Source organism: Sulfitobacter sp. TCYB15, assembly GCF_040435955.1.
Lineage (GTDB): Bacteria > Pseudomonadota > Alphaproteobacteria > Rhodobacterales > Rhodobacteraceae > Sulfitobacter > Sulfitobacter pontiacus.
Genome location: NZ_CP159194.1, coordinates 106376 through 120588 on the forward strand (window position 1 = coordinate 106376; position 14213 = coordinate 120588).

The following is a 14213-nucleotide window of genomic DNA, read 5'->3' on the forward strand; positions in this document are numbered from 1 at the left end:
CCGCTTTGACTGCTGCAGTGAACCATTATCCCCTCCCAAGGCACGGTATCATAGAACATCGACGGGCGAAGAATCCTCCTCCAACGCCCCGACTTTGCACTAATTAATTGCTGAATTAATATATTTCAAGCATTGCTTTATCATCCGCTGTAGGTTTAGGGTTTTACACCAAATATTCATAAGAAACAGCACTCAAACTCACAGCATCAAAGCCGCATCTAAGTGCCCGATTAATCGGAAGCTAAACCCAAAGCGCCCGCCAACCAAAGAAGGTTACCTATGCCAAATATCCACGTTATTGCCGTCATCACAACCCGGCCAGGACAACGCCAAGCACTTCTGGATCTATTCAATAAGAACGTCCCTACCGTAAAAGCTGAAGCAGGATGCATCGCCTACGAGGCCACAGTCGACGTAGAAGGCGCAGGACCAATGCAGGCGGAATTTGGGCCAGATACATTTGTTGTCGTTGAACAATGGGAGAGCATGCAGGCCCTAGGGGCACATGCTGCAGCACCACATATGAAAGAGTATAGCAAGCAATCCAAGAACATGGTCGCCGATAGCAAAATCCACATTCTGTCGCCCGCATAATCACCGGCGCAGCCCACACCACGCCATTTTCGCGCCCTGCACCCCAGACGATCATGCAGAGCGGATTTAGTTAAATGCGCTAGCTTGATTGGCTTGGCCCTCACGCATCAACTGACCTAGGCCCCAAGTCCCCTCGACCTTAGCGCCGAGTGCTGAAGTTTGATGCTTTCAATGAATCCGTTCTGCTGGGGCTTCCTGGCGCAACGAAGTGCTAACCGATGCCTATATGCGGATAGTGTCCCAGCAGGTGGTCTAATTTGTTCTCCGGCTGGATGTTGAGCCGGTTTAAAGGCCGGCGATTTTTGCCGGGTCCATGATGTTATTTTCGCAGATGGTCGACATCGAGGGCCAATAGCCGGACGGCACCGAAACCCAGCATCTCGGCCAGAACTTGATGGTCCGCAGTCTCCGAAAGAAGCGCTTTCAACGCTTCTATTTCTGATATCACGTCCTTGGTCATGGGGTTCTTCTTGGTTGGTAGGTTAGGTGTGCCACCCAAACCCCACCGGGGAACGTCCACGGTCGCCCAGCAAACCGCGCGGGCTCCGCCTAAGCAACGCGTGGCTCCACTCAGCCCGCGCTACCGTCGGAATTACACCAAGCCTAGGGGCACTAACCCCTGAAGATGCACACCGGATTTGCGCCGTACCGGCATAATGCGCGAAGCCGGAAATTGTGGATTTCGTTGTGTGAAAGTCTGAGAGATCCGCGAACTCGCAGAGTTGACGGGGTATGACTTCATCAGCCTTAGATAGCACAACTATTTGTTAATGTTAACTAATTACCTGCCCTGAGATGTAAATCACAAAATACTGGACAAATGACCAGTTCGTCTGTTCAGATGTCGAATAGCATCAAGGGTCGCCTGTGGAGGGGCAGTCCTTGATGAAAATGACTTGGGAGGAGTCGATCATGAACAGCGAAAAGAACCAGACAAGATACGCAGCCGTTGCACAGGAATTTGACGCAGGCGGTATTTCGCGGCGTGACTTTATGCGCAAGAGCGCAGCACTCGGGGTGGCCGCTGCGGCACCTCTTGCACTAGGGGCCAGCCATGCCAAAGCGCAAGCAGCCGAAAAATATGATTACATCATTATCGGCGCAGGCTCTGCGGGTTGTGCCCTTGCGGCGCGCCTGTCGGAGGACCCGGACAAGAACGTGCTCGTGCTTGAAGCAGGGCCTGCGGATGAAAACCAGTTCATCCACATTCCTGCTGCCTTTCCCAATCTATTTCAGACTCCGCTAGACTGGGCTTACCGCAGCACGCCCCAAAAGCATTCCGCCGATATTCAATTGTATATGCCCCGAGGAAAAGTTTTTGGTGGGTCAAGCTCGATCAATGCGATGATCTACAAGCGGGGCAATCCGGTCTGTTATGATGCTTGGGGGGCAGAAAACCCCGGCTGGAGCCACGCAGATGTCCTGCCGCTGTTCAAGCGGTCGGAAAATAACGAACGCGGTGCCGATGATCATCACGGCACAGGTGGCCCGCTGAACGTAGCGGACCTGCGCGACCCTAACCCAGTGACGCTCGCGATGGTCGATGCCGCTGTAGAGGCGGGCTATCCAGCGCAGCCCGATTTCAATGCGGGCACAGAGCAGGAAGGATTCGGCCTGTATCAGGTCACGCAAAAAGACGGGATGCGAAATTCGACCGCCGTCGCTTTCTTGCATCCTGCCCTTGCGCGCGACAATCTCGCGATTCAGGCCGAAGCCCATGTGCACAAGCTCCTCGTCGAAAACAACCGATGCGTCGGGGTGCGGTTCAAATCCGGTGACGAGATGCACGAGGTCATGGCGCAGGCTGAAGTCATCCTGTCGGCAGGATCGATCGGCTCACCCCAGATTTTGATGCTGTCGGGCATTGGATCACGCAGCGCCCTGACAGAGCTGGGGATAGAGGTGGTTCATGACCTCCCCGGTGTGGGTCAGAACCTTCAGGAACACCTGATGGCACCGGTTGCCCATGTCTGCACGCAACCCGTAACCCTCGCCCATGCGACTGAGCCTGAGCAGGCCGAACTGCTCGCCAAGGGCATGGGAATGCTCACGTCGAATATTGGCGAAGCAGGCGGATATCTGACGGTTATGCCGGACGCCCCTGCCCCTGATCTACAGTTTCATTTTGCCCCGATCTGGTTCATCTCGGACGGTGCTGGCAATCCAACGGACAGCGAAGGCTTTACCATCATGCCAAGCCTCGTTGGGACGAAGTCAGTTGGTGAAATCACGCTCGCGTCAGCCAACCCAGAGGATGCGCCGCTGATCAATCCGAATGCGCTTGCCGAAGCTCAAGATCTGGAAATTCTGGTCGAGGGGGTCAAGATCGCGCGTAAGATCATGAGCTCCCCTGCGCTGGATGATTTCCGTGGCGAAGAGCGCTTTCCGGGGGTGGATGTCCAAACCGATGACGAAATTCGAGCCTATCTGCGGGCCAATATCCAGACGATCTATCACCCTGTGGGCACCTGTAAAATGGGGTCCGATGACATGGCTGTGGTCGGCGCCGATCTAAAGGTTCATGGGATCGACGCGCTGCGCGTCGCGGATGCGTCTATCATGCCGACGATCGTCAATGGCAACACCAATGCTGCCGCCATCATGATTGGCGAAAAGTGCTCTGACTTGATCCGCGCCTAACTAGGCTTACCCCTCGCGACCTCGGGCAACCGAGGTCGCGAGCCCCCATATCGTCTTAAAATTACGGAGCCACTCTATGCTTGGCAAAATGATGGACCAGCAGTTGCTGATCTCTTCCCTTATCGATCACGCAGCCCGCTGCCACGGGCGCACCGAAATTGTCTCGGTTGAAACTTCGGGCGAAGTCGACGTCACAAGCTGGCAAGAGGTTGCCAGGAATGCACGGCGCTTGGGTTCGGTACTGACCAAACTGGGCCTGCCGCAGGAAACCCGGTGCGGCACCATCGCATGGAATAACCGGCGGCACCTCGAGATTTACTTTGGCAGTTCGGGTGCAGGCTTCATCTGCCATACCCTCAATCCGCGTCTGCATCCCGACCAGATGGTCTATATTGCCAATGACGCGCAAGATCAGGTGATGTTCTTTGACCGAACCTTCCTGCCCGCTGTGGCAAACTTGAAGGACCGGTTTGATACGGTCGAGCACTACGTTCTGCTGGGACCACGAGACGACGAGGCGGCCCAGATGCTTGACGGGCTGCAGTTCTATGATGAATTGATCGCTGACGGAGACCCGGATTTTGTGTGGCCCGAACTCGATGAGCGCCAGCCCTCTTCGCTTTGCTACACATCCGGAACCACGGGAAACCCGAAAGGCGTGCTTTATTCCCATCGGTCGACCTTGCTCCATGCGCTCGTGGGCAACCAGCCCGACGGGCTTGCGATCTCGGCCTGTGATACGGTGATGCCGGTTGTGCCAATGTTCCACGTCAATGCGTGGGGCGTGCCCTATACTGCGGCGTCGGCTGGTGCAAAACTGGTGCTGCCGGGTCCGGGGCTGGATGGGGACAGCCTGGCCAACCTGATCGACACACAACAGGTGACTGCTGCCTTTGGCGTGCCCACAATTTGGATGGGGCTATTAGCAGCGTTGGAGAAATCCGGCTCTAAACTGCCAAGCCTGACCCGCACCATTGTCGGTGGCGCACCGATGCCACCGTCGATGTATACGGCGTTCCGTGACAAATATGATGTCGAATTGATTCAAGCGTGGGGCATGACAGAGACCAGCCCCCTCGCGACGGTCAACCGTCTGCTGCAGCGCCACGAGGGTCTGTCGACCGAAGCGCAAACCGACATTCGCGTGGGCCAGGGCCGCCCTGTTTACGGGATAGAAATCCGGCTGGTAGATGAGTCCGGTAATGTACTGCCCGAAGACGGGGCAACACAGGGCGACCTGCAGGTGCGCGGTCCTTGGGTAGTCCACAGCTACTTTAACAAAGAAGACTCGGCGCTGACCCCCGACGGCTGGTTCGACACTGGCGATGTCGCCACAATTGACGCGGATGGTTTCATGGTCATCCGAGACCGCTCAAAGGACATCATCAAATCCGGGGGCGAATGGATCTCTACGGTAGAGCTTGAAAACATCGCAATCGGTCACCCGGCGATCGCAAATGCCGCCGCCATCGCTGCCCATCACCCTAAATGGGACGAGCGTCCGATCCTGATCGCGGTCAAATCTGGTGACGTCTCCGAAGCGGAGCTTCTGAAAATCTACGACGGCAAAGTCGCCAGCTGGCAGGTGCCAGATCGGGTGATCTTTGTCGATGAACTGCCCCTAGGTGCCACGGGCAAAGTGGTGAAACTCAAACTACGCGAGACCTACGCGAACGTCCTTCTGGAGGGAGCCGCATGAAACATCAAAGTAACTTCACCCCCGATCTGCAAGCAGCCTATGACGCCGACCTAAAAGCCCTCGACGCGGCGAAAGACCGTTGGGCGCAAACCTCGCTGGACGACCGCATCGCGGTATTGCAGGCAGTCAAAGACAATCTGATGCGCGTCGCCGACGAATGGGTCGATGCGGCGGGTAAGGCCAAGGGCATCCCGCAAGGTTCCCCTCTCTTGGGGGAGGAATGGACATCGGGGCCCTATGCCGTCATGTCCTGCTGCAACGGTCTGATCGATACGTTGTCGCAGATGGAAGGCAAAACCTTTCTGGACGGTCTAAAGAAACGCAGCCTGCCAAGCGGTCAAACCGCCGTGCGCGTTGTGCCACATTCGATCTGGGACCGGCTGCTGATTTCAGGCGTGCATGCGGATGTCTGGATGCAAAAAGGCGTGACCCCCGCCAACCTCAAGAACAACGCTGCATCAGCCTATGATATTCCGGCAGACCAACGGCGTGGCAAGGTCGCGCTGGTTCTGGGCGCCGGCAATATCGCCGCGATCACGCCGCTGGATGCTTTCCAGAAGCTCTTTCTGGAAAACCAGGTGGTCTTACTTAAAATGAACCCGGTCAACGACTACCTGACCGAGCCTTTGCAGGCCGCCCTGAAGCCGCTGATCGACCGCGACGCACTACGTATCCATCGTGGCGATGGTCCGGCGGGGGCCTATCTTACGACGCATCTGCTGGTCGAGGAAATCCACATCACCGGTGCGCGCGCCACCCATGATCTGATCGTCTGGGGGCCAGGCCAGGAAGGCGAGAAGAACAAGGCCGCCAACACGCCGAAAAACACCCGACACATGACATCCGAGCTCGGTGCCGTTTGCCCCACTATCGTCGTACCAGGCCCGTGGACCAAGGCGGACTTGCGCTTTCAAGCGGAGAACATCGCCACCATGAAACTGCATAACGGTGGCTTTAACTGTGTTGCGGTGCAGAGCCTTATTTTGCCGAAAGGCTGGGATAAGACAGCCGAGTTGATGGGGAATGTCGCCGATGTGATGGCCAAGCACACCAAACGGGCCGCTTATTATCCCGGTGCCGAAGATCGTCAAAAGGCCTTTGTCGATCACGCCAAAAGCCCACAAAAGCTGGATCGTGGGGCGGATGTGGCTCCGCTTTATCTTGCCGATATGGCCGAGGGTGATAGCGATTGGCTGGCCCAGACCGAAGTCTTCACATCTGCGCTTGGTGTCATGCACATCGAGGCACAAAATGCCGAAACCTATCTGATCGAAGCGATCAAATGGGCGAATGACACGCTCTATGGCACATTGGGCGGCAATATCATCATCCACCCTGCCACGATCCGGGCTATGGGCCGCAAGCGGTTCGAAGAGATCATCGCCGAATTCCGCTATGGCGCGATTGCGATCAATGCGTGGTCCGGCCTTGCCTTTCTGGTGACTGCCTGTCCCTGGGGCGGCTTTGCTGGCGCGACCTTGCAAAACGTCCAGTCTGGTGTGGGCACCGTCCACAATACCTTCATGCTTGAAAACGTTGAACGCACGGTGATCGAGGCCCCGTTCCGCCCCTTCCCGCGCAATCTGCTATCCGGCGGGATGAGCCTGCTGCCCCGGCCGCCCTGGTTTGTGTCCAACAAGCGTCAGCATCATATCGGTCGCTTGCTGACCCGGTTTCAGCACAAACCCAGCTGGTTCAAGCTGCCGCGTATTTTCTTTCACGCCCTTTTGGGCTAGGTCGGCAGGGACAAATGTGAGTGCCCGATGAACGACATGACCCAAACAGGTAGGCTTGCGGACCGAAAAGCGAATAAGGCCCGCAAGCGTGAGAACCGCAAACGCGAGATTGCGCAAAGTGCGATCAGCGCGCTTAAGCTTTATGGTTATGCCCGTACGACCCTGCGTGATATTGCGTCGCAATCAGAAATGTCGCTTGGCAGTCTGCACTACTATTTTGAGGATAAGGACGAGCTTCTGATCTACTGTGTGCGACAGTACAAAAGCGAGTTTGCCAGAACAATTTCTGCATCTGTCAGGGGTATTTCCAACCCAGATCGCATCAAGACAGCGTTCTGTACTGCTTTGGCAGAAACGATCAGTACCGAAGCTGAGCTTCATCGGCTTTGGTACGACATTCGAAATCAAGCGCTATTTGACCAAGCTTTCGTTCCCGTCGTTGACGAGATTGAAGAACAGCTGATCGAGATGATGAATCCGATAGCCTCTGAGCGCAAAGCCAAGGAACTTCTTTATCTGCGTTTCGACGGCGCTTTTCGATATTTGCTGCAGTTGAGCGTTTCTGGTCGCCCGCGTGAGTTGGAGGAAATGACCGAGGTGCTCAAAGCCGCTGCCGGGTAACCCCACCTGCGTTTGCATCATATGCTGCAAACAGTCTCCTGATCATTTGCGCGCTTTCGAATGAGAGTCTACGCTGGTGGTAGCCTTTCGATCAAAATGCTATGAGGTCGCAGGGCGGTAGGAACCCCGAGGTGCCGTGGCAGCGCCCTGGGACTGTACATAATATATGTAGTTTAATTCATACCGTAGTTTGCGCGGTCCAACTTGTCGTAGATCTCTGCTTTGGCCAATGCTGTCAATGCATCGGTATCGCCGTGGTCCACATCCGCCAGCAGCGCAGCCCAGCGATCAACGATGCGCTTGTAGTCTGCCAGCAGCGCTTCGGGGTTCTCAATACCGCGGCTCTTGGCGTTCTCGATCAGCACGGCCTCGTCCGCGGTCACAGATTCCGCCAGCGCTTCCGTCAGAGCCTGATCAGGTTCGAAAATCTTCATGCCGCCTTCTTTGGCGCGGAAACCGCTTTTTCAACATCCTTGTCGAACTCAACCCGGTGCTGCGCAAGATAGTATGCCATCTGGTCGAACAGTACGTTGCGCGACGCCTCGGACAAGCCTTGCCAGAACGCAGGGTTATAGCCCCATTCAAATCCGGCATAGTAGTTCCCTACTGCAAGCGTGTTCATGTGCGTAACCAGGCACCGCCCGCCATGCGCAGACGCTTGCCCTGAATATCTTCAGTAGGTAGCGACAGGTATGTTGCACATCATGTAATATTGCGAAGTCGAATAGCCGCCGCCGAAAACGACGCCATTCTCTTTGTTGCACTCGGCCAGTGCAGCCTCGTTGGTAACGCCGAATTCAGTCGACGCAAAGGCCATGACCATCGGATCGGTGTTATAAAAAGCAAAGTTGCCGATGGAGTGCCCCCATCGGGTGGTCCAGTTTGAATGTTAATGCATGGTCGGCCTTTGGTCTATCGGCATCATGCTTTCTGGCGCGGGCGGGCGGTAGTGACCTTGCCACTGTCGTTCCAAGCTTCTTCGAGCAGCTTGGTCTGACGCGCATCCTCACGCGCCCGGTGGCTTAATGGATTTTTAATCCATGCATAGAACCCGCTGGGATGGATATTGAGGCAGCGACACATCCTGCGTACCGAATACTGAGGGCGGTGCTCGGCAATGAACGCGTACTTCACCTTGCATCCTTTGCGAAGTACGCGGCCGCTTTTTTTAGGATGTCACGCTCCTCCGTCATCCGCGCCAACTCACGCTTGAGCCTGCGGTTCTCAGCTTCATGGTCAACAGATGATGTCTGTGACGCAGCTTTTGCGTAGAGCTTCATCCATTTGTAGAGCGAATATGTACTGACGCCCAACCGTTGTGAAACCTCGCGAACGGCATACCCCGGCACTGTTATCTGATGGACGGCATCGCGCTTGAAATCTTCACTGAAATTTGGCTTCCCCATAACGGCCTCCTTGCCTCAAAGTTAGGGAAGAAAGCGTCTACACAAATCTAGGAGCTATTCAATATCGTCGCGCCCTTAGAAGCAAAGGCGCGACGAACCTTGGCTGACGCACCGCGTCTTGCAGCTTTGAGAAAAGGCGGTGGTCACACCGCTCTTTCGCATCTGACCAAGCTTTCGCGCAGTTTCCGTAGCTTTTGCGGGCCCTCGATACAGCTCTGTCTCATCTCAGGACAGCGCGGCGCAAAATGACAGCCCTGACGCGCTGCAAAGGGGTCCGCCGCTGCTGCGCCAAGCTTTTGTTCAGGCAGTCCCGCCTTTGGGTCTGGCAGCAGGGTCGCGGCAAGCAGCGCACGGGTGTAGGGGTGGCTAGCATCCTCGAAGAGCGCATCTGTCGCGGCTTCTTCAATCTTCTGCCCGAGATACATAACAGCCACGTGGTCCGCCAAATGTTCGACCACCGCAAGATTGTGGCTGACAAAAACCATGGTAAGGCCCAGCTCTTTCTTCAGCGATAGCAGCAGGTTAATGATCTGCGCCTGCACCGAGACATCAAGCGCCGAGGTCGGCTCGTCACAGATCAAGACACGCGGTCCGAGGATTAGCGCACGCGCGATGGCGACCCGCTGCCTTTGCCCGCCAGAAAGCTCCCCGGGATAGGCATCGGCGAGCCGTGATGGCAGCCCGACCAGATCAAGCATCCGCTTGACCTCTGCATCGATATGCGTGCCGCCATGCAGTCGCAGCGGCTGGCCAACCAGCGTCTGGATACGTTTGACCGGGTTAAGCGAGGCATTGGGGTTCTGAAACACGGGCTGGATCAACCGCACACGGTCCGCCACGGGCATGGTGTCGATCTTCTGGCCCGCGATCTCGACCTCACCGCGATCGGGCTGCAACAAGCCCAGCATGATGCTGACCGCCGTGCTCTTGCCGCAACCGGATTCACCGACAAGGCCAAGCGTTTCGCCTTCGGCGACCTCGAGCGACAGGTCATTCACGGCCACCAATTCTTCGGTCGGGGCGAACATGCCGCGGCGCAGGCGGTAGGTTTTGCGGATATCGGTCATGCGGATCATCGGCGTCGCTGCGGTCATGCGGCCACCTCCGATGCCTTGGCGCATTCAATGAATTGCGCCCCCCCGGCGCTTACGCGTGGCACTGGATCGACAGCGCATTCAGGTCCGGCAATGGTGCAGCGGTCGCGAAAGGCGCAGCCCGCCATCGTGCCGATCAACCCCGGGACGCGCCCCGGAATGGCGGGCAATGCGCTGCCCCGCTCGGTGACACCCGGCACCGGGATCGCTGCAAGCAGCCCTTTGGTATAGGGGTGGCGCGGCGTAGCAAAAAGATCGGCGGCGGGCGCGCGTTCGACAATGCGCCCTGCATACATCACCGCAACATCGTTCGCGATAGCCGCCACTACGCCCAGATCATGGGTAATCAGCAAGAGTGACAGACCAAGATCGGCCTGCAATTGCCCCAGAAGCGTCAGGATCTGCGCCTGAATGGTCACATCCAGCGCCGTCGTCGGCTCGTCCGCGATCAAGAGCTTGGGTCGTCCCATCAGCGCCGAGGCGATCATGATGCGCTGGCGTTGCCCACCAGAGAACCCGTGTGGATATTGCGTCAGCCGTGCCGCCGGATTGGCGATCCCCACCCGGTCAAGCATCTCGATTGCGCGGGCGTCAGCCTCTTTTCGGGTCAAGTTTTCGTGGCGCATAACGCCCTCGGTCAACTGCCGGCCAATGGTAAGCGTCGGATTTAGCGCGCTGGTCGGGTCTTGAAAGATCATCGCCACATCGCGGCCGCGCAGCTTTGCCAGCTTGGCATCGGTCTTGGTCGTCAGATCCTGCCCCGCCATGTCGAACCGGTCACTCGTGACCTTGGCGTAGCGTGGCAGCAGCCCCATGATAGACGTCGCGGTGAGCGACTTGCCACAACCCGACTCGCCGACAAGGCAGAGGGTCTCTCCTTCAGCGATTTGCAGGTCGACACCCCGAACCGCGTTCAACATCCCTCGGTCGGTGGGGATCGACACCTTCAGGTTTCGAATATCAAGCATCATGTCAGTCACTTTCGTGCAGGCCCTGTTATATCGCGCATACCATCGCCGAACAGGTTCACCGCCAGCACCAGCAGGCAGAGCGCCGATCCGGGCAGTGCGATCAACCATGGATCAAAGAGGATATTGTCGCGCCCTTCCGAGATCATCAGCCCCCAGCTTGGCGTCGGCGGGCGCACCCCCAACCCAAGGAAGGACAAGGCCGCTTCGAGCAGGATGACGTTTGCGACCTCAAGCGAGACGACGACAAGGATCGTGGCGCGCATGTTGGGTAAGATTTCGAGAAACAGGATGCGCATGCGGCTCGCGCCGATGGATCGCAGGCCCATGATGAATTCCTGATGTCGCAAGCTTTGAGCGGCGGCGCGCGTTACCACCGCGAACCGGTCCCACAGAAGCAGCCCCAGAACGGTGATCAGCGTGGTGAGCGACGCGCCGCCCAATGCCACCGCCGCCAGTGCGACCAGCACGATGGGCAGTGATAGCCGTGTCGTGATGGCGAAGCTGATAACCATATCGATCCAGCCCCCGAAATAGCCCGCGATCAGGCCAAGCGTGATCCCGATGGCACCGGACACAAGGATCACCCCAAGCCCGACACCCAGTGACACCCGCGCGCCATAGATCATCCGAGATAGGTAATCGCGCCCAAGGTGATCGGTCCCGAGCAGGTGTTCCGGCACCGCGCGATCATGCCAGAAGGGCGGCAGCAGTCGGCGGCTCAAATCCTGCGCGATTGGGTCATGCGGGGCCAGCAGCGGCGCAAGCAAAGCGATCAGGATGATAACTGCCAAAAGTGTGCCCCCGATCAACGCACCGGTATTGCCGCGCATCTTGCGCCAGACAGACGGGCGGGCCGTTTCGATAGTGACGTCGGACATCAGGAGCCCCCCCTTAGGCGCGGATCCAGCACCGCGTTCAGAATATCGGCCAGCATGGTCAGCAGCACGTAAAGCAGCGACAGGATCAGGATGATCGCCTGCACCACCGGCAGGTCGCTGCGCAGAAGAGATTCCCGCGCCAGCCGTCCCAGACCGTTCAGCGCAAAGACGCTTTCGATCACGATGGAGCCGGATAGAAGCTGGCCCAGTTGAACCGCTGCCAGTGATACAAGCGGCAGCACCGCATTGCGCAAGGCATGGCGTGAAATCACAAGATGCATCGGCAGCCCCTTGGCCTTGGCCGCCCGGACGTAATCCGTGGCCAGCACGTCGATCATGCCCGAGCGTGTGATGCGCATGAGTTCGGGGATAGCGTAGTAGCTCAGCACGATCACGGGCAGGATGTATCCCTGCCATGTGTCAGCGCCTGAAATGGGGACCCAGCCATACCAGACCCCAAAGACCACGATAGCCATCAACCCCAACCAGAAGCTCGGGATTGCCTGTCCGGACACGGCGATCACCAGCGCAAGGCGGTCGATCCAGCCGTTCGGTCTGAGCGCCGCGGCGACTCCCAAAGGCACGGCGATCACTAAAGCGACGAGGAACGAGATGAAGCCGAGCGCCAGTGTAACGCCGGCACGGTTACCGATGATCTCTGTCACCGGCACATTGAAATAGATGCTCTGCCCCAGATTTCCGGTCAAGGCGCTGCCGATCCAGTCCAGGTATTGAACAACCAGGGGTCGGTCAAAGCCATAGGCCTGCCGGATCGCTTCGGCATCCTCGGCACGGCCACCCGCGCCCGCGATGGCAATCGCAGGGTCGCCCGACACGAACATCAAGCCAAAGCTCAGCGCGGACACGGTCAGACAGACCAAGAGCGCCACAAGCAGACGTTTAGAGATGAAAGAGAGCATAGGTCTTTCCGTTATGGGGGCCGGACAGCGGGGAGAGGACTGTCCGGCCCGTGACGTTGACAGGGTCAGCTTACTTCCAGCTGGCACCCCACCAACGGGCGAACTCATCCGGGTGCGGCGTGAAGTTCAGGTCGTTGGACAGGCCATAGTTAACGTTGAAGTTATACATCGGCATCCAATAGGCTTCCTCGGCGATCTTCTTGACGGCCATAGAGTAGTTTTTGGCGCGCACATCGCGGTCCGATGACGTATCAGCCTCGGTCAGCCAGGTTGCCAGTTCGGCGTCTTGCACAAGGTCATCCGCACCGCCGCCAAAGAAATTCGACAGGATGAATGCGGTGTCGCCGATGCCATAGCTGCCCCAGTTCGAGAAGAACGCCGGAAGCTCCTTGGCGCGCCACTTGCCGATGCCCGACGCGTACTGCTGTTCGTTCAGTTCAAGCGTCACGCCGACATTGGCAAGATCGGCGGCCACGGCTTCGGCAGTCGGGCGCGGCATGGCGGCGAAGACCATTTCCATCTTGAAACCGTCCTCATATCCGGCTTCCGCCAGCAGCGCCTTGGCTTTCTCCGGGTCGTATTCATAGGCGGTGACATCCTGTTCACAGCCGAATTGCGCCGGGTTGCATGGGGTGTTGAGAACCTCGGACGCGCCGCCTGCGAAAGCGTCGACAATCGCGCCGCGGTTTGTGGCGTGGATAAGCGCCTGACGTACACGTTTGTCTGCAATCGGCGTGTCGCCATCCATCGCCTCGGGGGCGAAACCGACATAGCCGATGCGCATGATCGGTGCGCTGATGATCTGCACACGGCCTTCAAGACGCGACGCCTGATCCGGCGGAATACGCCAGATCCAGTCCAGCGACCCCGACATCAGTTCGGCGTATTGTGTGTTCATCTCGGGTATGGTGCGTACAGAGATCTTGTCGATGGTGGCACCGGATTTGGGGCTGCCTTCATAGTGATCCTCAAAGCGCTCCATCTCGTAGCGGATGCCCGGCTCCTGGCTCACCAGCTTGTAGGGGCCGGTGCCGATCGGCGTGGCGGCGATACCCGCCGACCCGTTTTCGGCAAAGAAGGCGTGCGGATAGATCGGCAGTGCATCCGCCAGCATCTCTACCGCACCGGCAAAGGGCTTGGACATATTAATGCGGACTTTATATTCATCCAGCTTCTCGACACTGTCGATCCAGTCAACCGAGATCGAATAGCGGGTGCCGTATTCCGGGGTGATCACGGTGTTGAGCGTTTCAACCACGTCATCAGCGGTGAAATCGGCACCGTTGTGGAATTTGACCCCTTGGCGCAGGGTGAACTCCATCGTCAGCGGGCCGGTAAACTCCCAGGATTCCGCCAGCGCGGGGACGATCTCTCCGGTGTCGAGGTTCTTGTAGAGCAACCCGTCATAGATGTGCCGCGCGAGGATCAGGCCCTGACGACCGGCGATTTTATAGGTATCCAGCGGCTCTGGCTCGGCGGCGAAAGCGACGTTAAGCGTATTGGACGCCTTGTCGGCGACCGCGGGTGTGCCCAGTGTCAGCGCTGTGCTGGCAGCAAGGACGGCCAATGTGGTGAGGCCCTTTATGGAGAATGTCTGTGTCATGGATCTCTCTGTCGGTTGAGTGAAGGGAAGGTGTTTTGCGCCGGTTATCCG

General features: G+C 57.8%; 13 protein-coding genes and 1 pseudogene. 5 read left to right on the forward strand and 9 right to left on the reverse strand.

All coding sequences use genetic code 11. The annotated features are described in order from the left end of the window. Window positions 1–279 precede the first annotated feature (279 nt). Window positions 280–594 carry a putative quinol monooxygenase gene (locus ABM428_RS14950; RefSeq protein ID WP_353628535.1) on the forward strand — a complete coding sequence of 105 codons (315 nt, stop codon included), beginning with the start codon at window positions 280–282 and terminating at the stop codon, window positions 592–594. Window positions 595–913: 319 nt separating this feature from the next. Here the strand turns inward: ABM428_RS14950 and ABM428_RS14955 are convergent, their stop codons facing one another. After that, a complete protein-coding gene (locus ABM428_RS14955) occupies window positions 914–1054 on the reverse strand; it encodes a hypothetical protein (RefSeq protein WP_260005917.1) in 141 nt (46 codons plus the stop codon). Window positions 1055–1506: 452 nt separating this feature from the next. On the opposite strand from ABM428_RS14955, the gene ABM428_RS14960 reads away from it, so the two are divergent. From ABM428_RS14960 to ABM428_RS14975, 4 genes are all read left to right on the forward strand, one after another. Beyond that, window positions 1507–3234 (forward strand): GMC family oxidoreductase N-terminal domain-containing protein, encoded by a 1728-nt coding sequence (locus tag ABM428_RS14960; RefSeq protein ID WP_353628536.1) that lies wholly within the window; start codon window positions 1507–1509, stop codon window positions 3232–3234. Between the two features lie 76 nt (window positions 3235–3310). After that, on the forward strand, window positions 3311–4933 hold the full coding sequence (locus ABM428_RS14965) for a long-chain fatty acid--CoA ligase (RefSeq protein ID WP_353628537.1): 1623 nt from the start codon (window positions 3311–3313) through the stop codon (window positions 4931–4933). Continuing rightward, window positions 4930–6669: an aldehyde dehydrogenase family protein gene (locus ABM428_RS14970; protein WP_353628538.1), complete on the forward strand. Its 1740-nt coding sequence runs from the start codon at window positions 4930–4932 to the stop codon at window positions 6667–6669. The genes ABM428_RS14965 and ABM428_RS14970 overlap by 4 nt, the downstream gene beginning before the upstream one ends. A 27-nt stretch (window positions 6670–6696) precedes the next feature. Continuing rightward, window positions 6697–7290: a TetR/AcrR family transcriptional regulator gene (locus tag ABM428_RS14975; protein WP_243252007.1), complete on the forward strand. Its 594-nt coding sequence runs from the start codon at window positions 6697–6699 to the stop codon at window positions 7288–7290. Between the two features lie 173 nt (window positions 7291–7463). Here the strand turns inward: ABM428_RS14975 and ABM428_RS14980 are convergent, their stop codons facing one another. From ABM428_RS14980 to ABM428_RS15015, 8 genes and pseudogenes are all read right to left on the reverse strand, one after another. Further along, entirely contained in the window at window positions 7464–7724 is a 261-nt protein-coding gene (locus tag ABM428_RS14980) for a hypothetical protein (protein WP_353628539.1), read from the reverse strand. Continuing rightward, entirely contained in the window at window positions 7721–7912 is a 192-nt protein-coding gene (locus tag ABM428_RS14985) for a hypothetical protein (RefSeq protein WP_353628540.1), read from the reverse strand. The genes ABM428_RS14980 and ABM428_RS14985 overlap by 4 nt, the downstream gene beginning before the upstream one ends. 329 nt (window positions 7913–8241) lie before the next feature. Further along, window positions 8242–8696, reverse strand: a pseudogene (locus ABM428_RS14990) (transposase); the annotation flags it as partial. A 143-nt stretch (window positions 8697–8839) separates the two neighbouring features. Next, window positions 8840–9790 carry an oligopeptide/dipeptide ABC transporter ATP-binding protein gene (locus ABM428_RS14995; protein ID WP_288960566.1) on the reverse strand — a complete coding sequence of 317 codons (951 nt, stop codon included), beginning with the start codon at window positions 9788–9790 and terminating at the stop codon, window positions 8840–8842. Next, window positions 9787–10761: an ABC transporter ATP-binding protein gene (locus ABM428_RS15000; RefSeq protein ID WP_353628541.1), complete on the reverse strand. Its 975-nt coding sequence runs from the start codon at window positions 10759–10761 to the stop codon at window positions 9787–9789. The genes ABM428_RS14995 and ABM428_RS15000 overlap by 4 nt, the downstream gene beginning before the upstream one ends. Before the next feature lie 5 nt (window positions 10762–10766). Next, complete coding sequence (locus tag ABM428_RS15005; protein ID WP_037942224.1) at window positions 10767–11639, reverse strand: ABC transporter permease; 873 nt, start codon at window positions 11637–11639, stop codon at window positions 10767–10769. Continuing rightward, the gene (locus tag ABM428_RS15010; RefSeq protein ID WP_353628542.1) at window positions 11639–12559 is read right to left on the reverse strand and encodes an ABC transporter permease; all 921 of its coding nucleotides are present in this window, start codon (window positions 12557–12559) and stop codon (window positions 11639–11641) included. The genes ABM428_RS15005 and ABM428_RS15010 overlap by 1 nt, the downstream gene beginning before the upstream one ends. Window positions 12560–12629: 70 nt before the next feature. Further along, window positions 12630–14162 carry an ABC transporter substrate-binding protein gene (locus tag ABM428_RS15015; protein WP_353628543.1) on the reverse strand — a complete coding sequence of 511 codons (1533 nt, stop codon included), beginning with the start codon at window positions 14160–14162 and terminating at the stop codon, window positions 12630–12632. Between the last annotated feature and the right edge of the window lie 51 nt (window positions 14163–14213).

Coding starts and splice junctions, on each gene's coding strand:
- ABM428_RS14970 (WP_353628538.1), top strand. CDS start 4,930: ATGAAACATCAAAGTAACTTCACCCCCGATCTGCAAGCAGCCTATGAC.
- ABM428_RS14995 (WP_288960566.1), bottom strand. CDS start 9,790: ATGACCGCAGCGACGCCGATGATCCGCATGACCGATATCCGCAAAACC.
- ABM428_RS14985 (WP_353628540.1), bottom strand. CDS start 7,912: ATGAACACGCTTGCAGTAGGGAACTACTATGCCGGATTTGAATGGGGC.
- ABM428_RS14975 (WP_243252007.1), top strand. CDS start 6,697: ATGAACGACATGACCCAAACAGGTAGGCTTGCGGACCGAAAAGCGAAT.
- ABM428_RS14950 (WP_353628535.1), top strand. CDS start 280: ATGCCAAATATCCACGTTATTGCCGTCATCACAACCCGGCCAGGACAA.
- ABM428_RS15015 (WP_353628543.1), bottom strand. CDS start 14,162: ATGACACAGACATTCTCCATAAAGGGCCTCACCACATTGGCCGTCCTT.
- ABM428_RS14960 (WP_353628536.1), top strand. CDS start 1,507: ATGAACAGCGAAAAGAACCAGACAAGATACGCAGCCGTTGCACAGGAA.
- ABM428_RS14955 (WP_260005917.1), bottom strand. CDS start 1,054: ATGACCAAGGACGTGATATCAGAAATAGAAGCGTTGAAAGCGCTTCTT.
- ABM428_RS15000 (WP_353628541.1), bottom strand. CDS start 10,761: ATGATGCTTGATATTCGAAACCTGAAGGTGTCGATCCCCACCGACCGA.
- ABM428_RS15010 (WP_353628542.1), bottom strand. CDS start 12,559: ATGCTCTCTTTCATCTCTAAACGTCTGCTTGTGGCGCTCTTGGTCTGT.
- ABM428_RS14980 (WP_353628539.1), bottom strand. CDS start 7,724: ATGAAGATTTTCGAACCTGATCAGGCTCTGACGGAAGCGCTGGCGGAA.
- ABM428_RS15005 (WP_037942224.1), bottom strand. CDS start 11,639: ATGTCCGACGTCACTATCGAAACGGCCCGCCCGTCTGTCTGGCGCAAG.
- ABM428_RS14965 (WP_353628537.1), top strand. CDS start 3,311: ATGCTTGGCAAAATGATGGACCAGCAGTTGCTGATCTCTTCCCTTATC.